Source organism: Algoriphagus formosus, from assembly GCF_002807035.1.
GTDB lineage: Bacteria > Bacteroidota > Bacteroidia > Cytophagales > Cyclobacteriaceae > Algoriphagus > Algoriphagus formosus.
Genome location: NZ_NIUC01000003.1, coordinates 366,721 through 388,926, shown reverse-complemented (window position 1 = coordinate 388,926; position 22,206 = coordinate 366,721). Strand labels below are relative to the sequence as shown.

Genomic DNA, 22,206 nt, shown 5'->3' with positions numbered 1-22,206 from the left:
CTCAGAGTACTGCATCCACTAAAACAAGGAGGACGGAGCGTTAAAAAATCTGCCCTTGGGCCGATTTTAGCGACGGGCCAGCTTGCAGGGAGGGCTAATGGTATATCTCGTATCTTAACGAAAACATCTGCACCCGCCACGGCGGGCAGGTCCACTAAAACAAGGATTAAGACTATATCCTACTACGAACTTAGGCAATATTAGTATATCTCAGAGTACTGCATCCACTAAAACAAGGATTAAGACCTACTACTTGAGCAGTCTTTGATGCATTTGCACTTACTCAGAGTACTGCATCCACTAAAACAAGGATTAAGACTTATGGTTGATCACCAAATAAGGGAAAGGATCTTTTCTCAGAGTACTGCATCCCCTAAAACAAGGAGGGACGAGCGTGAAGAAACAGTCCGGTGGACTGTTTTAGCGAGTAGCCAGGCAGCGGGGAGGATAAAAGTATATCTCGGATCTTTACTTCAAAGAACCATCCCGATACGCTACGCTATCGGGACAGGCTATCCACTAAAATCCGCCACGGCGGACAGGCAAGGAGGGACGAGCGTCAAGAAACAGTCCAGTGGGCTGTTTTAGCGAGTAGCCAGCTTGCGGGGAGGGCTAATCGTATATCCAGAATCTTTACTTCAAAGCACCATCCCGATACGCTACGCTATCGGGACAGGCTTTCCACTAAAATCCGCCACAGCGGACAGGCAAGGAGGATGGAGCGTTTAAAAATCTGCCCTTGGGCCGATTTTAGCGACGGGCCAGCTTGCAGGGAGTGCTAATGGTATATCTCGTATCTTTACGAAAACATCTGCACCCGCCACGGCGGGCAGGTCCACTAAAACCGAGCTACCTGTGCTTTCAGGTTTTGCACTTTTAGCCAACTGAGACGAATTGAGCTGATTACTGCCTGGATAAATAATTTGCCGTGAGGTAAACCGGTAGAATTGTAAAAACTCACTCTTAAGTATGAAGAAAAATTTCACACCTTGTTTCTAGTTTTGTTCCGAAACAAAAAAATGAACAAATCATGACGAAGAGTTTTAAAAAAGAGCCAATTGAAATTATCGAGATTCTGCTACTGGCAGCTCTTGACACTTTACAAAAGCTCACAGAAGAAAAGAAGTAGGAGCGAAACAAAATTTCTCCGAAAAATTCAGGTTTGACCTCACAGAGGTAGCAACAGGTATGATGAAAGTAGAATGGATACTTCATCGTTTTTATCTTCATGAAAATCAATTGTAAAAAATTAAATCAAAAAAAAATTCACAAGTACAAAAATCATTCTCTTGATCAAGATCACGCTATTAGTTGTGCAATTATTAGTCAAGAAATAGAAGATAGGCACAATTTTGCGGCAGTCTTTCTAAGGACCACCTCAGAGTGGGTAGTAATAGGTACGGAAGTAATCTCTGAATAGTAGCAGGGGTCTTCCGTTTTTTTTATCTTAAATTTTGAAATCATAGTAAAAATGCCAAAAAATAAGAATGTAGATATCCGGTATCGCGTGCTGGATGAATGTCTTCGAGACCGCGTCAATCAATATACCTTGGAAGACCTAGCTAAAAAATGCGCTAAGAAGGTAAATGAACTTTTGGAACCTGAGGAAGAATATACGGTCACCACACGACAAATCCGAATGGATCTTAGGCATTTGGAGAGTGAGGCGGGATTTGGAGCAAGTATTATTTCTCAAAAAATCCCCGGATCTACAAAGCACTTTCACCGATATGAAGACCCTGATTTTAGCATCAGCAATAAGCCACTGAAGGAAGAGGATATAGCTAACCTTAAATCTACACTTTTTCTTTTGCAACGTTTTGGTGGTACTCACCATGAGGAGTGGATCCATGATTTTGCACTTCGAATAGAAGATCTTCCTGTGAAGAAAAATAAGATTTCAAAAGATTCAGGATCATCCCCTTCCGAAAAGAAAATCATCGTCCAATACGATCACCAAGATAGTGAAGGAGGAGGAGAGTTTATAGTGAGGCTCTATCAGGCAATTGAAAACCGGCAGTCCCTTTCAGTAATCTACCAGGAGTTTGGTCATAATCAAGCAAGCGAATATCTAGTATCGCCTTATCTACTGAAGCAATACAACAGGCGCTGGTTTTTGCTTTGTGCAAGTGAGGGATTGGATCATCTTACCACATTGCCTTTGGATAGAATCAAAGAAATCAAAAATTCCAAGCACCCTTATAGAACTTATGGTGGGCCCGGAGATGAACCCATTAATTTTTTCGACGAGATCTTGGGAGTGATTAATGATCCCCAGCTTTCAGTCATGACCATAGAGCTTGAGGTACATAAGAAACTATTACCTTATCTCAAAGCAAAGCTCCTTCATGAGAGTCAAAAGATGGAAAAAGCCACTGATGATCCTGACTGGTTTTCTATTAAGATTAATGTAAAACCGAATTATGAACTCTATTCTGTATTGCTTTCTCATGGTCCTAAGTTGAGAGTGATATCGCCAGTGGATGTCAGGAATAAAATGAAGGAATTGGTTGAGGAGATGGAAGATCACTACAAGTAAGCAAGTCAAGGGCCCCCAGTATTTAGTTGCATCGATTTAAGTCAAACCCAAGTGGGAAGTAAAGCTTCCTGCTTGGGTTTTTTATTTGTGTCAACAATAAGAAATCAACTTAAATCACAGAAAATGACTATTCCTTCCACCACTTCTATGACTTACAGTCGGCACAGTAAAATCAGACTTCAGCAGCGCGGAATCCACCAAGAAGAAATCCAAGCAGTCTTAAGATACGGGCGAGTGATCCATAGGCAAGGGATGAAATTTCACTACCTACCCAAATCAAAGAGCAAATCCTTAGGCATTCAAGATCCGGGTCAATTATCAAAGCTGATGGTTGTGACGGTGAATGGGACTCCTTTGGTAGTAACATGCTACAAGCACGAGAGTGCTATACATCGAGTAAAAAAGAAATCAAAAAGGCTTCTCAAAAACTGAAAAGCAGCTATAAAGAAAGAAATATCAAAGTAGGAAGAAAAGCTTCATACTTACCTGATAAACTTGCAATATCAAAACAAAAAGGAGGTGCAAAATGGAAGGTAAAAACAAGAACAATCACAACGCCTAAGCATCCTCTCGGATTCATACTGCCTACAGCAGGTTCTCCGCGGGGAATCGACTTAGCAATTAAACAAGTCAAAACCAAAACCCTGAAAGGAGGAACCAATGACTCTAGATACCCCTACAACAAAACGGAAAGAGATGTACACCGATGGATTGGTAGATCCCCGCTGGAAAAAGCTGAGAGATACCATCCTAGACAGAGACGGCCACCAATGCCAATGTTGTGGAAAAACAGACTCTCTTCACGTACATCATCGACAGTACCACCGGCACAAGCATTCGGGAGAATGGCTGAAGCCTTGGGAATATAGCCCCACGCTCCTAGTCACATTATGTGACTCCTGTCATCATACAGGACATCAGCACTATTCAATTCCAATTAAAGACATCTAAAATCAAAGAAACTATGACAACTTTCATGAAAAAATTATTCGGTTCACGACAGGTAGAAACACCGCAGGCAGATAAAAAGGATCAGTTTATCCCAATACCCGACAAATACCTCTTCACGGAGGACAGGCATCCAGAAGAAATGATAGAGTCTCGAGGCCCTTCAAAACCAAAGGAGAAAACGCTTCTAGAAGACCTACTATCGCAGGATTTTATGCTCAAAGGAGAACGAGATGCATATAGCTCAAAGGACATGACTGCACTGGGAGAAGGCCTAAAGCTAATTGCCATGGAATTCAGGCAAGTTTATGATAAAGCGATTCTTGAGCTAGATGAAAAGATTGAGTTCTTAAGGTTGCATCTGACAGATACCCTGGAAGAGGAATCCATGGCCTTACATGATAAAGTTTATCATTCATTGAGTCTATTAAAAAAACAGAAGTTGGATCTAGTTACTCAGAAGGACCTGGCGATGACCGGTGAAGGGTATATCGAAAAAGCCTACACAGAATACAAAGTAGGATTCATACGAGGCTACGGCCTTTATTTAGAGGGTGAAGTATTATTCAAACCAACCAAAACACTTTAAAGCCATGACAACAATACTAAAATTATTCAGCTCGCTGTTCGGCTATGATTATGAAATGGTAAAGGCTCAGCCTACCGCAAGCCGACAGAAAATTGTAACGATGGGATTCTTGATCTTGATCCCTGTGGTACTCTGGACATTCTCAGGGTTTTATTTGGCACATGTATTAATAGGGATTGGACTATTCGGCTCTATTTTGGCCGCTGCTTTTCTTGGAGGGACTATACTTGCTGTGGATAGGAGTTTTGTTGCCACTCCAAAGCGTTCGAAAACCACCCTATTAAAATGGACCAGGTTTGGCTTTGCTATCATTTCCACTTTGCTTGGATCATTGGCTATTGACCTAGCCCTGTTCCAGGGTGACCTAGCTGAGTATAGACAAGAAAAAATGATGGAGGAAAAGACAAGAGCGATTTCAGAATATAAGGAAAGGGAAAAAGGTGAAATCTTAGCTATGGTGAGTCGAAAAAGTGAACTCGAAAAAGCCGAGGAAGAACTTGGGAAACTACACGTCGCCGAAATGACTGGTCAAGGAGGTTCTGGAAAAGCAGGTCCAGGAAAGATATCTGACGCTATCGAGAAGAAGCAAGCTCAAAAACAAGATGAAATCGAAGAATTGGATCGAAAAATAGCTACGAAAAAGGATCAACTGGATATAGATGCTACCACCTATGCTGATCAAAAAATCGTCAAAAGGCAAGATGCATTACTTAGTCAACTGAAAGATCTGCATGACTTTGTCCTCAAAGATGGAATGTCAATCGCTATCTATGGAGTATTCTTCTTCTTTATACTTCTCCTTGAGGTCTTTTTCATCCTGTATAAAAGTGCCACAGGAGATACTACATTCGATCAATTACTCCAGTCGGAAGAAGATTATCATCTTCAAAAGCTTCAATCCTATGAAAGAAGAAAAGCAAGAATACTTCGAGATCAAGAAGTGGTGGGTGATGACTATGACAAGGTAGTCAGACTTTTGGATAGCGGAAGAAAAATGCGTGTAATGTAAACAGGGGTGATTTTTTTAATGAAACCGGGACGGCATAAACTTATATGTTTTCATGATTTTTTGTCCCGGTTATTTCTTTATAAAGCTTTATGACAAGGAAAGCTTTTCACTAACCTCCAAAACACATCTCGCCACTAGTAGCTTATTTTTTGATAAAGCAGCTAATTATGTCGGAAGGAGTATCAAGTCCACACTCATTTACCATGTAGATTATCCACTCATATTTAGCTGGACTAACTCAAGTTTAAAAAAAAACATTGTAAATGGATTTTCTCTTTCATTTACTCATTGGTACAATGTCAAAGTGTTCCTAATCACTGAAAAACAAACCTAGGAGCTTATCAAAAATGAAATAAACAGAAAACCAGAGCATTCAGCTAAAACAGACCTAAAAAAGACACTCTCAAACAGTCAAAGTCGAAAAGTTGACAAGAATGTATTTGAGCTAATTGGTCCAGAGGAAATCCCACTATTAAAACCTAAAAAAAATACCCAATATGTATTCAATGATGATTTTCAAATTCCTATCAGAAACGCTTCTGAGTGCGAAAAAGAATTGGCAGAAAAATATTTTAAATTGCTGGAAATGAATTTCAAAGACTCTAGTGATAGTAAATTTTCAATTCATCCCACTGAACTCTTTAATCTTTTTATAACCCTTCTACGGGAAACCAAAAACAGGTAAGTATTTTGGGTATCAAAGGAATAAATTAAATTCTTCTCAAATGAACGTTTACGCTGAATACCATCTAGAGGGGGACCATGAATTTAGAAAGATCACCTTATTACAATTTGGAGAAAGTTGGGATTTGATTGGTTCTGCTGTTTTAAAAAATCCCGGCAGTGCTAAACCTGAAGGGATGGTATCCTATGAGGAATTCAATCAGATTAAATCATTTCTAAGTCCTTACCAAATTCATCAAAAAGACTGGCAACGATTCAGACCAGATACTACCATGCGATTCTTAGAAAAGATATTTAGCGGTGCATATCTTGGTTCTGAAAAAAAACTGGATGGAGTTATCCAACTTTTCAACTTGACCTACTTGAAAGAGCCTAAACTTGATATTGCGCATCTCAAAGCCAATGAGATTGACTCCCAATTTCTTTTTCCAAAAGTTGATGAGTTGGTACTTCAATTCAAGAATAAACCTGTCTATCTGGGATGGTTTGATACATGGAAAAAGGTGCAAGGTGCTGAACCGATAGCCAAGGGTATTTTTGAGGTCCTGAAAAATAAAAGTGGAAATTATCTGTCTCCTATTTTTGAGGAAAATCGGTTTTATCATCCGATATACATCAACAGATCTTTAAAAAAGCCTTTGGTTTACTATTCCCTTCAAGAGTTTCAAAAATTGATAGGTTAGTTATTTTAGAAAAAATATCAACCCATTTGATTCGACTTCCTTGGTGTAGTCATTGTTGATTCTTTTCAATTCTTTTGGGTCTTCAACTGGGTAAAAAGTTTGTACCCTAAATTCACTTAAAACTCTACCTCCCCTAATATTTGATTTAAACTCCCTAAACCAGATAGCATAAATCTTTCCATTCATTTTGAAAAAGATCTTTTGCTCATCAAAGTGTCCAGAAGAAATCTTTGAGTAAGCTGATATAATTCTACCAAATTCTAGAGGTAAATTCTTGTAATCCAACCCTTCCACATGGTATGATTTATCATCTTGGTGTTCTTTTAATGATTTTCCAAAATGTCTTAATAGAGTGTGAACGTAACTGAAGGAATCAATGAGAATGTTTTTCCCATCAACCACCATTGTCCAATGAGGGGCATTTTCTTCATAAAAAGCTTGGACGTATCGAAAGACAAATTTGCTATGCAATATCAATTCCTTTTCAAGAGCCTTTCTTTTATTAGCTCCCAAAAACGCCTTTCGACAGTACCTTTCAATCTCCCTTAATTGATGTCTTGTTTCAGTAGAAATGTTATTCAATAATGAGTCGCTATGGGAATTGTTGAGAATTATTGCTTTCCAAGACTGATGATGTCTTTCAAGCATTTGTATATCTCTCTCTTTGTCATGGCCTGTAACTTCACCTTTCCAGATCCTAACTGGATAAAACCCTTCTAAATTATTGAAGTACCAAAGATATCGGTCGTAAAAAATGGACTCATCACAGCAGGGAAAATCATATGGATCGAGTAGCTCATCTTTTTCATTATGAAGAATTTGAATTTTTGAGCAAATCCAATCCTTTTCGGCAATTGAAAGGCTACTGCAATCTTGATTTAGCCTTTCCATTAGATTGGATATCACTCTTTTAATTTCATCCATATCGGTTAAGTATGGATTTCCAAGGTATTCCAGTTGATCTTTATAGTATTTCATCACCACCAAACCACTTCATCCCCTTTAATTTGCTTATAGTCCACTCCAGTCAATTCAAAGTGTTTGGTGGCACAATCAATTTTCCGCTTTTCATTAGGGAACTGGAGTAGGTTGGGATTTACATTTCCTTTGGTTTCTCGCACCAATTCGAGTTTCAGTTTGTGATTTTCATCCCATCGTATAATACCCCAATCGGGATTGTAATTACCAATAATCTTTGGAATAGAGATTTTAAACTGGTTAGGAAACTTGAAGTAGCAAACTATCTTGTCAGCCTCCTTAGGGTCATTCAGTTTAAATTCAACAAACTTTCGCTCAATATCTGAGTCAATCTGAACTTGATCGTATAAAGACCAATTTGCTCCCTCAATTAATTCCTTTTGGGGGAATTTCCGACTTTCAGGAAACATCATATCAGGATCAAGATCATTCAACTCTTCTGTCAGAGTATATTCTATTCTCTCTGCAATATGATCAGCCAATACTTCCTTGATCTTTTCAATAAAAACTGAGGTAAACCCTTCTGGATTCTTGAAGATTCTCGTTTTTACATCTTCATTTAATGATTTGAAGATTTGCACTAAAAACCCTCTCGTTAAGGATGTCGCATCTGCCGCACGTTGTATAAAATTGAATACAGGATAGTTTGTCTGTGCCTCCTGTTTCGATTGTGGATCTCCTTTTTGACCTCTTTCGCTAGTGAACTGATGAGATTCCCCAATTCTCAATGGACCATAATCCCCAAAATATACAATGGAGTTGTCTCCATCTGACTTGATTTCAACAATCTTAAAACCTTTCAAGCGTTCATCTTTGGCCTTTTTTGCCAGATCATCACCAACCTTAAACCAAACTCCATCTTGAGTAGAAGTCTCTCCAAGGGTATCTTCTCTCTCAATCCTTAACCTAACCATTCCTACCTGTGCTTTAAGGAAAGTGATTTTAAAAGTGGTCATTACAAACTTTCCTTTAACCACTACTATGTTTGGTTCAGGATATTTTGCAAGATTCAATTTCCCAATGCACTTATAAAGAAGTTGAGGCTCATCGATCTCGATCTGGTAGGTGGTTTTTCGGCAAAGCTTATTCCAAAAGTTTTTAAAATCCTCTGATTCGAAAATCTTGTTGTTCCTTTTTGCTAAAGTTTTTCGAGCATTGGATGGCATTGGTGGTGCAATGTCTCCACTCTCCAAGTAGTCATTCTGAAGGTCTTTGCAATATTGTTCATAGCTTTCATTGGCTATGACTGTCAAGATATTGATTCCTTCATCCATCACTCGTTGTCCATCTTGATTGACAGCCAATCGAAGACCACGACCAATCTCCTGTCGTTTCCTCCGTTCAGAGGTTGCGGTATTCAAAGTACAAATTTGAAAAACGTTGGGATTATCCCACCCCTCTTTAAGAGCTGAGTGAGCAAAAATGAAACAGACTTTTTCATCAAAACTAAGAAGTTGTTCCTTTTTTTTCATGATTAGGTCATACGCCTCTTTTTCCAGTTCTTTTTCCGCTTTAGTTTTCTTCTCAATCCCTGTATCGACAAATTCATCTGGTTTATTCTTGGCTGTCTTTTTAGCGAAATATCCTTCTCTGACCTGCTCTGCATTGTAACCTTTATAGAATGGGTAGTTTAACTTGATCCGATCAAAAGCTTCATCAAAAAGTCTTTTGATCACTCCATCACTCTCCACATAGTTAGCTACTTTATCAATAAAGAAAAGTGAAAGAACCTTTACCCCACTTGCCAAAAGCTGTTTTTGCTTGACCATATGAGCTTTGATTGTCTCTTCAATCTGAACTCTGAAAATCTCCTCTTTTGAGAGTGTAACTTCACCACCTTCTGCTACTTGGTATTCATCACCACTAATGATGATCACCCCATTCCTTTTATCGATACTTTCGACTTTCAGACCTAAATAATTTTCATTACCAGTCTTTTCAAAAAGGTCTTCATTGCCTTTCAATCGGACTTTCTCCACGGACTTCTCGCCATTTTTTACTACCTGAAGTCTCGCTTCTACCTCCGGCCCAAAACCTTTCCTGCCCTCCAAAAAACTGAATGACATCTGATTGTCATTCATATTGAATTGCTCCTCAACGGAGAGTACCTCAATTTTCTTGACAAGATTTTGTTTAAAAGCATCTACAGGTGATAACCAATAAACTCGGTTCATCAACTCCCGATCCTCATGTTTGGTACGACCACGCTCAGTTGGTGTAGCACTATATTTCAATGCAAAAAGTGGATGAAGGGTCCTAAATGCCTGCTTGGACTTTTCAGTTGTGTAATTTTGAGACTCATCCAGAATTACAATTGGTCTGGTCTCTTGGATGTAATGATATGGAAGTTTTTCACCTTGAAGTTTTTCTGTGGGTTTGAAAATTACATTCTTCTCACTATTAAATGAGTCTATGGTTATCAAAAGGATCTCTACATTGGCAGAGGAAGAAAAATTTCTGAGCTTGCTCAACTTGCTACCCGAATACTCAATCAAGTTGACTGACTCATTTCCATAGAGCGTCTTGAAATGCTCCCGAGTCATCTGAAAAGTCTTTTTCACCCCTTCGTAAATCGCCACACTCGGGACCACAATGATGTATTTACCCCAACCGTAATTTTTCCGCAACTCATTTATGGTACGGAAGTAGGCATAGGTTTTTCCTGTACCAGTTTCCATATCGACGGTGTAGTAAGGATATCTCCAAGAGTCGATACCACTCATTTCGAATCCATCCTCAAAGTTGAGAACCATGTCCTCAACCAGCCCATTTTGTCTCTGAACTGAAAGAAGATTATCAAAGAGCCAACCTTCATCGAGGCATTCGAAGGGATCAAGATTGGGGACGGTATCATCGCCCATCTGGAATCCAGTGGTCTTTTTAGTGAACCCTTCAAAAAGCTGAACGATACTTCCTATGGCCTGAATTTGATGAGGCTGATCGGATTCAAATTGGATTTTGAGCTTATTCATAACTTAGATCGTTTTGATTAATCCCTTGTCAGAAAGCCTCAGTTTCTCCACATTACTGATTGCCGAATCCAAGCAGATAAAAATATCCTGACCGCTCAACTTCAGTTGTTCGATGGTCTCGCTATGAATTTTCTCATCAAGACATACCAATAAGCTGTGCTCACAATAATCATCCGTCACTTGGATGATTTTATTTTTGGAAAATTCTAAGAGTTTTTCAAATGAACTTGACAGAGTAAATCCTTCAATTAATGTGACTTCTGTTAAAAGCCCTTCTTTTGACCAATTTTCAACTAAAGGACTTTGATTGAAAAGATCAAGGCTCTTTTCTAATGAATCCAATCTACCACTCGATTGGATTTCCCAATTTTTGAAAGCTGTTTGGGTTAGTTTAAATGATCTATACCCAATATCTAGTGAAGCGTTTTCACTAAGTAGATTTGAACTTCTCTTTATTCTTTCTTTCGAAATTTTAGACAAGTTATCCAATCCAAATCCGATTGCATCGCTGTTTTGATCCACTTCTTCTGGAAATTGTACCGTTATGAAGTTTCTTTTCACCTTCTCTAGGTCATTTAATTCCAAACAAGCATGTGCAGTGGTGCCTGAACCAGCGAAAAAGTCAAGAATGGTGTCACCTTCTGTGGTTGATTGTTCAATTAGCTTTTTTATTAAATCTTTAGGCTTCGGGAAATCAAAAATTTTCTTCCCTTCAAAAATTTCAGCAACCTCTCTGGTTCCGTTAGTGGTATATCCAACATCCTTTGAGTCTAACCAAGTAGAAAATCCAGTAAAATCATTTTTTACATCTTGCAGAAATTTTTTCTCCCGTGGTCTTCCTGTTGGCTTGGAAGGGAAAAGAATTCTGCCTTCCTCGATCATTTTCTCAATATTCGCTTTTGATTTTGACCATCCCCGTTTTGGATTTGGAGGGTAATGAAAACCAGTTTTGGGATCAATTATATCATAATGAAGATTTGGTCTTTGAGCTGAATTTGCAAGTCCTGAAAGATCAATACTGGCCCAAGGTCCTCTAGGGTCATTATCTGGATTAGTATATTTTGAAATATCAATTGGTTTGCCTTTAAACTTGAACAGATCCGTTTTAGAAAAACTTAGCACATACTCATGGTCAGGTGAAACCATGTTTTGGTTTCTGCTATCAGGATTTTGTCTTCGTTTCCAAACAAACTGAGCTAAAAAATTTTCTTCTCCAAAAACTTCATTTAGGACTGCTCTTAAATTATGAACCTCATTGTCATCAATACTTACGAAAATAATTCCTTCCTCACAAAGTAAATTTCTTGCTAATCGAAGTCTAGGGTATATCATCGATAGCCACTTGGAATGAAAACGACCATCTGCACGCTTATTGGTGGTAAGCGGTTTTCCTTCTTCATCTACCTGTCCTGTCCTTCTGAGGTATTCTTGAAGGGGTTCGGTAAAGTCGTCATCATAGACAAAATCATTCCCTGTATTGTAGGGGGGATCGATATAGATCATCTTGATCTTTCCTGCATAGCTCTTTTGAAGAATCTTAAGAACTTCAAGATTTTCCCCTTCAATAAAGATATTTTTGGAATCGTTTTTACCGTCTGTGTCGGGAGTTCCATCAGATTTCAAACCTTCTCCATAAATAGGCTCCAAAGTGCCCTGAGATGGGATCGAGGCGAGTCTTCGGGCATCCTTCTTACCAGGCCAAGAAAGTCCGAAATGTTCAATTTCTTCATCCTCATCGATCACCCATTGACCGAGATTTTGGCGTAAGGTTTCGAAATTGATCTTACCATCCTCGAAACACTCTGGCGCAATCTGTTTGAGCTGTTTGATCTTTTCCTCGTCAAAAAGGTATTCGGGTTTTAATCGTTCGTGGGACATTTATCTTGAAAATTTTTTAAGTCGTTCTTCGGCTAATTGAAGCATTTTATCAGAAAAAAGCTTCCGGTATTTTTCTTTAGTCATTATGTATTCAAAGGATTGATCCATTCGATTTACTTCCACAAGCTTGGTAAAGCCTGATGGAATCATCGAGTCATCATTACCTTTTTCCAATACTTTTCTGCAAGCACCAATCGCACCATATCGATGGATCATATCGAGAACTATGGTCTTACTAATTGGCACTTTTAGTTTTTTTAATTCCTCCAACGTATCGAGAATTTCCTTTTCCAGTTCTTGTTCGAGTTCTTTTAGTTCCTCTTCCTGCTTCAGAAATCCTTCCGAGTTTTGGTTGATCAATCTTTCAATTTTGAAGTTTTCTGCAATCTCCCAAAGCTTCTTAAATCGGATGTTATATTGATTTATCAGCGTTTCATTTTCCGATTCAATGATAGACTCATGATTGCAATATTCAGCACCATTGGTCCAGTTGTACGAACCAGAAATCAGTTTTTTTCTATCGAATAAAGCAAACTTTTCATGTAGGAATCTATCCCCATCCATAATCGATAGTTCTACTCCTGCTTTTTTTGCCTTTGAAAAATCGAGTCTCTTGTTGATGATATCATTACTTATAAGGATTTTCACAGACACTCCCGCATCTGCCTTTTCAGCTAAATGAGCTAAAAGTTCCATATTCGTAAACCATGCAACTGCCACTTGAATCGACTCCTTGGAATCAAAGATTCGACTCTCGATCTGTTTTTGAATCTGATTGAAAAATGCTCTCATAGTCTAATCTCTTCACTGACAATTAACCCATTTTCATTTCTCCTGAAAATCTCAGCTCTACCGGAAAAATACTCCAAAACAACTCCAAATCGATAATTAAACTCATGGTCGACAAGGGCATTGATCTTATTGTAGTCATCCTGAGAGGCATTTATTTTTTTACTTTCAATGGCAAAAAGATTCAAATCATCGTTTCCTCTGGAATGGACTACTATGTCTACCACAGCCGATCTTCCTTCTAAGCCATATTTCTTTAATTGATCCCCATGGCGATTATACTCAGTATCTACAGAAATCAATTCAGACTCCAATTCATCTCTCAAATAGCCAGCAAGCCTATTACTTAGGGCATCTTCATGAATGTTGATATCAAATAGGTATGAATCCCTTTTTTTTAGCCTTTGGAAAGTTTTACTCAAAATTTGGATTAAATCATTCTTCTCCATCAAATATTCCGTTTCGAGTAGCTCCAAGATTGGCATTGATCCATTCTTCTTTGTCAGTATCCGATCCAAAGTCATCAAAATACTTCTTGAAATTTCCTCTTTCACCTTTGCCTGAGTGAGTTGCATATTCCCGATAAGAGGAGCAGGAAAATCGGGCATCACAGTTTCGACATACCCGAGTTGCAAAGAGGGCTTTTGTTCCTTCCATGGTATTGTTCAAAACCTCCACAGGTGCAGGTTGGAATTTTTTATCCTCTATACTGTCCACCACTTCGGCAAAATCCCTTATGGTAGATTGGACCTCTTGTTGATTGAATTCCAAATCCACCAATGGACTCCATCTCGATAATTCGTGTTGAATCCTGAATTGATCATTCAGCAAATGAGCCTGCTTTAAAGAATAGGGAAAAGCGGTTGAGATGATAGCCGTTTTGTCCAACTGTTGCCCTCTTAATTCCTGCCAAATATGAGCATAAACATTTAGCTGTTTGGCATAGAGTTCTTTATTAGAATTGATATACTCTAAGTCATGAGTCTTGATATCATACATCCAAGTTTCGTTATCATCCCTTACAATATCGACAATCCCTTCAATGGTGAAGTTTCGCCCCTTTGGTGTGACTTGATCAGGTAGGGTGAGCTTCACTTCTGTATCTGTCACTCTTGTTGCTACATCCTTGAGTTTTGTGAAATAGTATAGCACCTGAGTCAGTGCCTCTCGCTTGATATCTTCGGTGATCGCGTGCCCACCTTCCAATCTCATCAATTCGTAATTTTCCTCGAAGAACTCTCGGATTTTTTCGATGATTTCATAATCTTTCATGAGCTAGCTTCCTCCTTTCTTCGATTGGCAATTAAGAGATGATGTAGGTCCTCAATTGTTTGGTGAATGAGGCTTCCGAAGAACATGGTCTGCGATCGAGAAGGGATAAATCCATATTTCCTGAATATCATATACTTTCTTGGACATTGACGATAATTGAGGTAATCCCCTGTATAGGAATAACTTTTCCCGAGATCTTCGACCTCCAATTGAGAATCAGGTAGTTCCTCAATATTGATTTGAGGTATAATTGGAAATTCATTAGCATTGAACATTTCCTTGAAGGCTGGACTTTGTTGCTGTCTTTTCCATTGGGGAAGAATCATGAGATTTTTGGCTCGGGAGAGAGCTACATAAAACATCCGCATATTATCAAAGTGAGATATTCGTTCTAATGGCTCTCCTTCCTTCTTCATTAGGTCCCTTACGATGATTTCTTTCATATCAGGTTCTCTATCCCTCTTCATTAGATTACCTAGCACCACGTATGGAAACTCAAGGCCTTTTGATTGATGAATTGTTAAAAATGGAACTCGACCCTTGGGAAATGGGTCATCTGCATCTTCATATTCGGATTCACCCAATCTATAAATTGCATAGAGGATTGACCCCACAAACGTATTAGCAAACTTATTTTCATCCAGAAAAGAGGCAGTGATGATTGGTGTGTACTCCTCCATAAATCGGGCAAGGTATTGGGTAAGTAGTCCAAGATTACAAACTGGCCCTTCATCAATACCATTTTCTGCCAATAAGAAATACTCTTGAAAATGTTTGAATCCACTCAACTGATAGAATAAATCCAATACGCTCCAGTCCACTGAAGTAACCCGATTGAGCACATAGCTCAAAGAAACTGGCTCTCCTGCTTGTTCTTTCTTCTTCAAAACATTCAAAAAGGCCTGTTTCTGAAGATTGCTTTTAGACTTTGGCGAAAGTCCTGAGGCCATGGCAAGATCCCTCACCATATCAAGTTTAAGTCTCGAGTTTGGCTTCCACCTATTTCTCTTCACTACTTTCATCAAGGCTTGAAAATCCGATTGAATTAGATCTAATTCATTCTTTCTATCGGTGACATATTCCTTGAGGTTTGGGTCATTTGCCATTAGCCTTGTAGCTATTGCCATCGATCCAGTCTGCCAATCTCGAAACGATTGTAACCCTGCACTAGCCTGACCTTGATGACTAGGTCTCCCAAGAATATGGAAGATAAGTCCAAAAATTTCTTTGGCCTCTGTCACATCTAAAAATCGACCTGCACGAGGAGCGAAGATTTGTATTCCTTTTTCATTAAGTGCCTCTTCAAAATCACGAACTGCTCCATTCTTTTCACCCATGTAACTCAAGGATGGAAAGAGAAATGCTACTTGACTGTAATCTTTAATTTTACCAGTAGCTTTCAAGTCGAAAATAAATTGGGCTACTTGGGTAAAGACCGAATTCTTTTCAATTCTAGCTGTGGTGACTACCGCATGGAAATCCTCTCGATTAAAAGCTCGGATATTTTTATCAGCTACCCTGAAAAATCCTCCTTTTGGTTTAGCCCAATTCGTCTGCTCAATGAACTGAGTATAAAACTCTACAATTCTTCTTTTTGATCGATAATTAGTATCAAGATCAATTCTCTTTGGCCTTTGTCCCAAATAGGTTTGGCATCTTTCCTCAAACTCTACAAGGTTTTCAACTGTCGCCCCTCGGAATCGATAGAGAGCTTGGTCGTCGTCACCAACAACACATATGTTTTTTGTTTTCTTCGACAGTTCAAAATAAATCAACTCTTGAATAGAGTTGGTATCTTGATACTCATCGACAATGATATGTTCATATGCATCTTGTGAACCTTGATGTGATTTGATTTTTTCGTAGGCACGTTGCTGCAATAGGGAAAAGTCAACTGTATGAATTTTATTTTCACGATGGCTTGCCTTATAAAAAGCATACATGTGAAGAATCCTCGATAAAACTTCATCACTACAGTTAACCTCATCTGGGTCCAGATTCTCTTCAGAAAACCGATTAAACATATTGATAATTTGAGTCGCAGCCACATGTCGAGACCCTTTTGCATCACTACCTGTCAGGTAACGATTGATTTCCATTTGAGCATATCTTTCCTCTGGATCAGTGTTTTCCAGATTGGTGATATAACCACCAGCTTTTAGTAATTCAACCCAAAAACCTCTTCTATAAATCTTGAAATATTGAGCCAAAGAATCCAGTAGTACTGGTGCCCTACTCTTCTCCCCAGCTTCCGAAAACCTTCGATCCCTATCCAGAAGTATATCTTGACAGATCGAATGGACCGTACCAATAGCCATCCCTGAAATATCATATGGTTGACCTGTCTCATTGGTAATCATCCCAAGTAGACCACGTAATCCTTCTTTTAATTGATGTGCGGCTTTTTCTGTGAAAGTGGCAAGGAAAATTTTTCTTGGTTCAACTTTATGGAAGACAATAAGATTTACTGTTCTCCATAGTATTACCCTTGTCTTGCCAGATCCAGGTCCGGCAGTTAAAAAAAGGGGGCCTTGATGATGCAAAATAGCATCCCGTTGTTTGGGATTTGGGGAAAAGCCCTTAAGGGCCCAATAGTGTTCGATGGAGAATTCTGCCATTTTTGGAGATAACTTTACTTTTTTGAACCGAAAAAAGGTTGTTCGAATCTCAGATGCCTTGTATCTTTTGATTTTGGAAAAAAGGTTTCAAGGATAAATTCCAAATTATAAAATTAATTTTAATTAGACTAGACGGATTTGAAAAATGGAGCTGTTTGAAATAATCATCAAAAATTTAAGCCTTCCTAAAGAATTTTTGAATCTTCAGCTTCATCCATCCAATTGATATTCTGTATGCATTCTTTAATTAATTGGGGAATCGTATTCAGATCGATTGTATTTTCAAACCATTGAACAACCAGTTCTGATGTAAGAGATCCTGTCCCTTTAGTGACATCTGAAGAAAACTAGGCAAAACAATAGTATCGAGGGAGCTTCTCTTTTTTATAATTTATAGAATGGACATGATAAAGTACATTTTTTAGCCATAAGGGTGGAGGATTAAGATTCATGAAAATATCCATATTATCTACCCTTTCTTCCGGTTCTTCATTGCTAAATAGTTCATGAGTAAAACCTATGAAAAACTCCATAACATAAGCTTCAATGCCATCTTTGAATGTTACAATTATTGGATGTTCAAAAAGTGAGGCTGAAAGTTTAAATCCGGCATTCATAAGGAGGTGAATTCTTAAATATTAATTTGAAGGTTAAAACCAAAAATCATCTGCTTCATTTTCCCAATCCAGATTTTTTACCGCTTCTTCTATGATATGAGTTATCGGCCTGTCTTGTATTGACTTTTCAAACCAATGGACAATTAGTCTAAAGTCAGATGCCTAAAAATCTTTTGTTGCGGTAAATGAAGTAAGCTCGGCGAAACAAGAAAACGGGGAAAGGGGAGCTTTTTTATCACCTTTTTTGAGTAGAATCATGTACATCTTTTTAACATCTCCAAACCCTGAGAGTTCTTCCAAGTCTTCAATGATATATTCCGATATAAGCTCGTCATGTTGATTCCCTTCTAGCAATGAACCGTAAGTCAATTTAAGATGGAACCTGTCAAGCCGAACTTCGATTCCTGAGTCAAGTTGAAATTTAATGGGAAATAAATTAGTTTGTTGATTTTCGTAATTGCTTTGATCTTTCAGGACTAAAAATAAAAAGTTTTGAAAATTTAAAGTGAGATTACATATATCTTTTTTATTTCACTTTCTCAGCTAACCAATTCATTTCATGGGGGATTTTTTTTATTAAATAGGTATTCCATTGACTCCAGCTGAATCTCTGGCTTGTATGTTTGATGAAAATCAGTAAGATTTCCTTTCCTTCTGTATCTTGAATAGTGGAAGTTTTGGCATAAGCATTATTTATTTTTTCTTCCCAAATAACACCAGGAGTTGAATATCCTGTATGTTCTAATGCACGTTCTAAGGAATTTGCAGCACTTGTACCAATAAATAAACATATTTTTGGTTGGAGAAGCTTTGTTGTTTCTAAAAATGGGAACCAACTATTGTAGAAGTCAGTATAGTTTGGTCGTTCTTTATTGGTCACCATAGGACGCTGGATAAAATTGTAAAAAGATACCGAGTTCCAAAATGAGGCGCTATTGAATTCGTCACTTTGAAACAAAGCTCGATGTAGGTTTGGGAAGATTTTTGTTCCATAATAACACCGATCTATAGCAAATTCTTTTATCACTGATCTTGTGAATGTTTTATCATTGTGCCTATCAATGGTTGCAGGAGTATTATCATGGTAATGGCTTTCACCAACAATAAGAAGCCTTTTATTAAAAGGTAAATTGAAGAAATCACTTCCAATCCAAGGAAGCCATTTTAAATTCTCAATGCTGCTTAAACTCAGGTCTATCATGAAGTTTTTATCTTGATTTTCAATTTGTAATTTTATAATTCTCTCTTGAAGAATAAAATTTTATCTACTTTACCCAAAGATAATTTAATATATTCTCTGTTTTTTGCCTAACCATCTCCCTCAACCTCTCCGGATTCTCCACTCTAACCTCATCCCCATGGGATAAAATCACCGAGATAAGTTCGTAGTTAATCTTGACTCTGATACTGATTTGAAGGATTTTCCCATCATCGATGAGGATTTGCTGTGTCGGATGTAGTGGCATTGATTGGATATACTTCCCTTTAAATTCAGTAAAGGTGAGAATTACGGTTTCAACGGGCTGTTCAGGATCATTAATAATCCCAATAGTTTCCAAAAATCGAGTTTCCAGATCAGGAGTTGGTGGAACACTAACTTTACCAGGCAAACTTTCTATTGACTTGATTCTATCCAAACCGTAAAAGCGCAAATAATCCCGCTCATTCCAAGCAAGCACATACCAACGATGAAGATATTCCTTGAGGGCAACGGGTCGGATTTTCCGGTATTCAGCATGCCCTCTCCAATACTTCTCATAGGAAATCATAACCTGTTCCTGATTTTCTATGGCATCAAGTAGAGGTTTTAAATATTCCGTTCCTCTTGCTAACCTTTCCTCAAAGAAGACCTTACCCTTCAGTTTCTGAGCCCTTCCAAATGCCTGAATAGTCTCAAATGATTCCAATATCTCAAGATGGTTTTCACTACTTTCCTCGATGTTCAACTGATATTTTCCAGCCTTGAAGTTGAACTCGATTACAATTCCAAATAGCTCTTGGATTTCTTTCAAATCTCGATTTAGGGTCCGCTTTGAAATCAACAAGTCTAAATCTGTCCCCTCAGACTTTCTTTCTAAATGCTCCTCTACTCTACCCCATGTAAATGATTCCTTTTTGGCGAGTTTGATAATTTCAAGTTGCCGATATAGAGATGTTAGTTTGCTCATAATTGTAATTCACTTGCAATAAAAGGATAGCCTCAGCCAAATTAAGACTGAGTGTGAAAATTAAAAAAAATTTATCCTCAGTCATCTTTTGGCAATAGGTGGATTTAGGTTTGGACTTATGAAAGCGACAAAACCCGATCTGAATTTAGACCTCTTGAAAAGGGCGCTATTGAAGATTCATCCTGAATACTGTCTTTTCCTAAATGACTTTTTGGAAAAGTTACAACCCATCATTTACAGAGAGCAATCCTTAGAAGAAGCGCATTTTATTCACTTGGTTGGATTTGAAAATAAGTTGGAAGCGAGGAAGATTATTACAGACGTGATAGAATTGCTCCAATGGCAGAATGAAACCATTTTCTTATGGGAAAGTGCTGATTATATTAATGGTCCCTCTCAGCTTGCACAAACTCAAGCTCTTCAAGAAAATTTTTCTGATTTTCCAGGCGTTCTTGTTACGGATGGCTTATGGGATTTCTTTCATGAAGTTCAATTTGAAGATTTGAAGCTTTGTGAAAATGGAAAACAAATAGTCAAATTCTTGAGCGAAAGGAGAGAATTGGATTTGTCCGAATTTCGCTTGAAGCCTCTCCAAGCGAGGGGAAATTTGATTGTCAGTTATATTCCAAACTTTGAATCGATGGAATATGACATCGGAGGCGGTTTAATCCAATACTTATGGGATTCCCCAGAAATAGATTTTGAAAGGTTTCGAAAGGATTTTTACCCGATTGAATTAAGGCGATTGGTGGAGAAAAACTATGTAAGGAGAGAGGATTTGATTTTTTTCTCTAAAGATGAAAGCTTTCCTATTCAGTACGCCATGGATTTGATTTCACTTTGTCCTGTAATTGAGACTTATGGGAGCCAAATTTTGGGGTTTCCAGTCAAACTTACTTGCAATGCCTTATCTTACTTTCATTTCTATGTGTTTTACAAAAAGTTGAGCTACGCAAAACTAAAAAAAGAAGCTATTGATTTTTTTGAACCTATTTTCAGACAATATCCTCGTATGGTTGGAAGGTTAAATGGATTGCAACCCGAAGCCCATGAAATAATCCTTGATTTTAAGGGAGGATGGAGATTTTCAGCCGAAGTAGACTGACCGTAATTAGAATAAATATCTCTAACAATTACTAAATCTATTGATTCAATGGAAAGAAGAAAATTTCTTAAAACACTCTCCTTGGCAGCAGGGTCGACATTCGCAATAACGCATTCTTTGGCAAAAAGTGAAAAAGAATCACGTCATTTAATCGCGTTGGGAACAGCCGCCTGCCATTTCGCAGCAAAAAACATAAAAGAGCTTCCTTTTCAATCCGTTACGCTTATAGATGGGGAAAGACCAACAATCCATAATCAAGAAGGAGAATTCATCAGGTTTTCGACTCCAGATTCACTTTTCGAATCAATTGGTTCAACGAAAATTCTAAAAAATGGAAACCTTCCCATTTTGCCTATTTCATCGGAAATCGATGACTATTTAAGGAGTCTGAAAGGTGATTTGGTCTTTTTGGCTGGTTTGGGGAAAGCTACTGGAACATTGCTGTTTCAGTCGATTGGAATGCACTATCAAAACCCAAAGCAAAATTTAGAGTGGATAGGCACTTTACCCTTTGAATTTGAAGGAAGTAGGAAAAGTGCCCATGCCGATCTTGCTATTCACCTTTTGGCAGAAAATGGCAAGGAACCTTCGGTAATCTATAGTGAAGAAATCAGAAAAACTTTTGGAAATATCTCTATCCGAACGGCTTACGAATTGTTAGATCAGCGCATTTTTGAGCTATTCAAAGGTTAATAATTCGTCCTGAATCCAATTTGATCTTAATGAAAGGTTGATCGATGCCAGCGATTTGTCGGAAATCTAGTTTAATAGATATTTTTTGAATTTAGAAAATCAGCAAGGCCTAATACAAAAAATCATCAGCTTCATTTTTCCAATTCAGATCTTTAACTGCTTCCTCTATTACCAGAGTTATAGGCCTATCTTGTATTGATTTTTCGAACCAATGAACCACCAGTTCAGAGCCATCTGCAAATGAATCTCCAGCCGGTATATCGCTGGTCAAATATGCATAGCAAGAAAATAAAGGCAGAAGTGTATTAAGTCCATCTTCTTTAGCAGGAATACTGAAGAGTTTACGCTCACCCCAGTTTTTTGGCACTCGTATCTCCTCTTTGATGAATTCAATAACACTTCCTTGCAAGGGGTTCCCCTCTATCAACCCTCCATAGGTGAAGGTCAAATGAAAGCCCTTTAAGGTTAGCTCAAGTCCTGAATTCAAAGTAACCTGAACAGGGTGAAAATTGTAATCCTCTTTATTATCGTCGAAGTCGAATGTCATGGTGAGTTTGGGTTCGGAAGAAGAAAGAATTTGATAAAATCAATTCTTTCAATCATACAAAATTCATTTTGATAATTTATTCTTTTCTTCAATCTGTATACGACAATTAGTGTCCCG

General features: G+C 38.1%; 19 protein-coding genes. 8 read left to right on the top strand and 11 right to left on the bottom strand.

Going from position 1 to position 22,206, the window contains the following annotated elements:
• Positions 1-1,471: 1,471 nt before the first annotated feature.
• The 6 genes from CDH51_RS17150 (at position 1,472) to CDH51_RS17115 (ending at position 6,452) form a co-directional block, all read left to right on the top strand.
• Positions 1,472-2,539: a helix-turn-helix transcriptional regulator gene (locus CDH51_RS17150; protein ID WP_100629766.1), complete on the top strand. Its 1,068-nt coding sequence runs from the start codon at positions 1,472-1,474 to the stop codon at positions 2,537-2,539.
• Between the two features lie 123 nt (positions 2,540-2,662).
• On the top strand, positions 2,663-2,971 hold the full coding sequence (locus CDH51_RS17145) for a DUF4258 domain-containing protein (protein ID WP_100629765.1): 309 nt from the start codon (positions 2,663-2,665) through the stop codon (positions 2,969-2,971).
• A gap of 228 nt (positions 2,972-3,199) precedes the next feature.
• A complete protein-coding gene (locus CDH51_RS17135) occupies positions 3,200-3,490 on the top strand; it encodes an HNH endonuclease (protein ID WP_100629763.1) in 291 nt (96 codons plus the stop codon).
• A 25-nt stretch (positions 3,491-3,515) separates the two neighbouring features.
• Positions 3,516-4,076 (top strand): hypothetical protein, encoded by a 561-nt coding sequence (locus CDH51_RS17130; RefSeq protein WP_100629762.1) that lies wholly within the window; start codon positions 3,516-3,518, stop codon positions 4,074-4,076.
• 4 nt (positions 4,077-4,080) lie between these two features.
• Positions 4,081-5,085 (top strand): DUF4407 domain-containing protein, encoded by a 1,005-nt coding sequence (locus CDH51_RS17125; RefSeq protein WP_100629761.1) that lies wholly within the window; start codon positions 4,081-4,083, stop codon positions 5,083-5,085.
• A 725-nt stretch (positions 5,086-5,810) separates the two neighbouring features.
• Positions 5,811-6,452 carry a hypothetical protein gene (locus tag CDH51_RS17115; protein WP_100629759.1) on the top strand — a complete coding sequence of 214 codons (642 nt, stop codon included), beginning with the start codon at positions 5,811-5,813 and terminating at the stop codon, positions 6,450-6,452.
• Here the strand turns inward: CDH51_RS17115 and CDH51_RS17110 are convergent, their stop codons facing one another.
• The 10 genes from CDH51_RS17110 to CDH51_RS17060 all read right to left on the bottom strand — a co-directional run bounded on the left by CDH51_RS17110 (position 6,453) and on the right by CDH51_RS17060 (position 19,744).
• On the bottom strand, positions 6,453-7,430 hold the full coding sequence (locus tag CDH51_RS17110; protein WP_100629758.1) for a hypothetical protein: 978 nt from the start codon (positions 7,428-7,430) through the stop codon (positions 6,453-6,455).
• A complete protein-coding gene (locus tag CDH51_RS17105; protein WP_100629757.1) occupies positions 7,430-10,402 on the bottom strand; it encodes a restriction endonuclease in 2,973 nt (990 codons plus the stop codon). Before CDH51_RS17105 ends, CDH51_RS17110 begins: the two co-directional genes overlap by 1 nt.
• A gap of 3 nt (positions 10,403-10,405) precedes the next feature.
• The gene (locus tag CDH51_RS17100) at positions 10,406-12,280 is read right to left on the bottom strand and encodes a site-specific DNA-methyltransferase (protein WP_100629756.1); all 1,875 of its coding nucleotides are present in this window, start codon (positions 12,278-12,280) and stop codon (positions 10,406-10,408) included.
• The gene (locus tag CDH51_RS17095; RefSeq protein ID WP_100629755.1) at positions 12,281-13,072 is read right to left on the bottom strand and encodes a phospholipase D-like domain-containing protein; all 792 of its coding nucleotides are present in this window, start codon (positions 13,070-13,072) and stop codon (positions 12,281-12,283) included. It abuts the gene before it with no gap.
• On the bottom strand, positions 13,069-13,491 hold the full coding sequence (locus CDH51_RS17090; RefSeq protein WP_198514332.1) for a hypothetical protein: 423 nt from the start codon (positions 13,489-13,491) through the stop codon (positions 13,069-13,071). The genes CDH51_RS17095 and CDH51_RS17090 overlap by 4 nt, the downstream gene beginning before the upstream one ends.
• A gap of 13 nt (positions 13,492-13,504) precedes the next feature.
• The gene (locus CDH51_RS17085) at positions 13,505-14,341 is read right to left on the bottom strand and encodes a PD-(D/E)XK nuclease family protein (RefSeq protein WP_100629753.1); all 837 of its coding nucleotides are present in this window, start codon (positions 14,339-14,341) and stop codon (positions 13,505-13,507) included.
• Entirely contained in the window at positions 14,338-16,959 is a 2,622-nt protein-coding gene (locus CDH51_RS17080; protein ID WP_100629752.1) for an ATP-dependent helicase, read from the bottom strand. The genes CDH51_RS17085 and CDH51_RS17080 overlap by 4 nt, the downstream gene beginning before the upstream one ends.
• A 347-nt stretch (positions 16,960-17,306) precedes the next feature.
• Entirely contained in the window at positions 17,307-17,576 is a 270-nt protein-coding gene (locus tag CDH51_RS17075) for a hypothetical protein (RefSeq protein WP_100629751.1), read from the bottom strand.
• 526 nt (positions 17,577-18,102) lie between these two features.
• Positions 18,103-18,777, bottom strand: coding sequence for a hypothetical protein (locus CDH51_RS17065; protein ID WP_100629749.1), 675 nt, complete (start codon positions 18,775-18,777; stop codon positions 18,103-18,105).
• 64 nt (positions 18,778-18,841) lie between these two features.
• Entirely contained in the window at positions 18,842-19,744 is a 903-nt protein-coding gene (locus tag CDH51_RS17060) for a helix-turn-helix transcriptional regulator (RefSeq protein WP_100629748.1), read from the bottom strand.
• A gap of 118 nt (positions 19,745-19,862) precedes the next feature.
• Between CDH51_RS17060 and CDH51_RS17055 the strand changes: the two genes are divergently transcribed.
• Positions 19,863-20,849: a hypothetical protein gene (locus tag CDH51_RS17055; protein ID WP_100629747.1), complete on the top strand. Its 987-nt coding sequence runs from the start codon at positions 19,863-19,865 to the stop codon at positions 20,847-20,849.
• Positions 20,850-20,897: 48 nt separating this feature from the next.
• The gene (locus tag CDH51_RS17050) at positions 20,898-21,542 is read left to right on the top strand and encodes an FtsZ/tubulin family protein (protein WP_100629746.1); all 645 of its coding nucleotides are present in this window, start codon (positions 20,898-20,900) and stop codon (positions 21,540-21,542) included.
• Between the two features lie 109 nt (positions 21,543-21,651).
• Here the strand turns inward: CDH51_RS17050 and CDH51_RS17045 are convergent, their stop codons facing one another.
• Complete coding sequence (locus tag CDH51_RS17045; RefSeq protein WP_100629745.1) at positions 21,652-22,089, bottom strand: hypothetical protein; 438 nt, start codon at positions 22,087-22,089, stop codon at positions 21,652-21,654.
• Between the last annotated feature and the right edge of the window lie 117 nt (positions 22,090-22,206).

Excerpts from the sequence above, each read along its gene's own strand:
- CDH51_RS17150 (WP_100629766.1), top strand. The coding sequence starts at position 1,472 with ATGCCAAAAAATAAGAATGTAGATATCCGGTATCGCGTGCTGGATGAA.
- CDH51_RS17100 (WP_100629756.1), bottom strand. The coding sequence starts at position 12,280 with ATGTCCCACGAACGATTAAAACCCGAATACCTTTTTGACGAGGAAAAG.
- CDH51_RS17145 (WP_100629765.1), top strand. The coding sequence starts at position 2,663 with ATGACTATTCCTTCCACCACTTCTATGACTTACAGTCGGCACAGTAAA.
- CDH51_RS17095 (WP_100629755.1), bottom strand. The coding sequence starts at position 13,072 with ATGAGAGCATTTTTCAATCAGATTCAAAAACAGATCGAGAGTCGAATC.
- CDH51_RS17075 (WP_100629751.1), bottom strand. The coding sequence starts at position 17,576 with ATGAATGCCGGATTTAAACTTTCAGCCTCACTTTTTGAACATCCAATA.
- CDH51_RS17125 (WP_100629761.1), top strand. The coding sequence starts at position 4,081 with ATGACAACAATACTAAAATTATTCAGCTCGCTGTTCGGCTATGATTAT.
- CDH51_RS17045 (WP_100629745.1), bottom strand. The coding sequence starts at position 22,089 with ATGACATTCGACTTCGACGATAATAAAGAGGATTACAATTTTCACCCT.
- CDH51_RS17065 (WP_100629749.1), bottom strand. The coding sequence starts at position 18,777 with ATGATAGACCTGAGTTTAAGCAGCATTGAGAATTTAAAATGGCTTCCT.
- CDH51_RS17110 (WP_100629758.1), bottom strand. The coding sequence starts at position 7,430 with ATGAAATACTATAAAGATCAACTGGAATACCTTGGAAATCCATACTTA.
- CDH51_RS17115 (WP_100629759.1), top strand. The coding sequence starts at position 5,811 with ATGAACGTTTACGCTGAATACCATCTAGAGGGGGACCATGAATTTAGA.
- CDH51_RS17055 (WP_100629747.1), top strand. The coding sequence starts at position 19,863 with ATGAAAGCGACAAAACCCGATCTGAATTTAGACCTCTTGAAAAGGGCG.
- CDH51_RS17080 (WP_100629752.1), bottom strand. The coding sequence starts at position 16,959 with ATGGCAGAATTCTCCATCGAACACTATTGGGCCCTTAAGGGCTTTTCC.
- CDH51_RS17105 (WP_100629757.1), bottom strand. The coding sequence starts at position 10,402 with ATGAATAAGCTCAAAATCCAATTTGAATCCGATCAGCCTCATCAAATT.
- CDH51_RS17130 (WP_100629762.1), top strand. The coding sequence starts at position 3,516 with ATGAAAAAATTATTCGGTTCACGACAGGTAGAAACACCGCAGGCAGAT.
- CDH51_RS17050 (WP_100629746.1), top strand. The coding sequence starts at position 20,898 with ATGGAAAGAAGAAAATTTCTTAAAACACTCTCCTTGGCAGCAGGGTCG.
- CDH51_RS17060 (WP_100629748.1), bottom strand. The coding sequence starts at position 19,744 with ATGAGCAAACTAACATCTCTATATCGGCAACTTGAAATTATCAAACTC.
- CDH51_RS17135 (WP_100629763.1), top strand. The coding sequence starts at position 3,200 with ATGACTCTAGATACCCCTACAACAAAACGGAAAGAGATGTACACCGAT.
- CDH51_RS17085 (WP_100629753.1), bottom strand. The coding sequence starts at position 14,341 with ATGAAAGATTATGAAATCATCGAAAAAATCCGAGAGTTCTTCGAGGAA.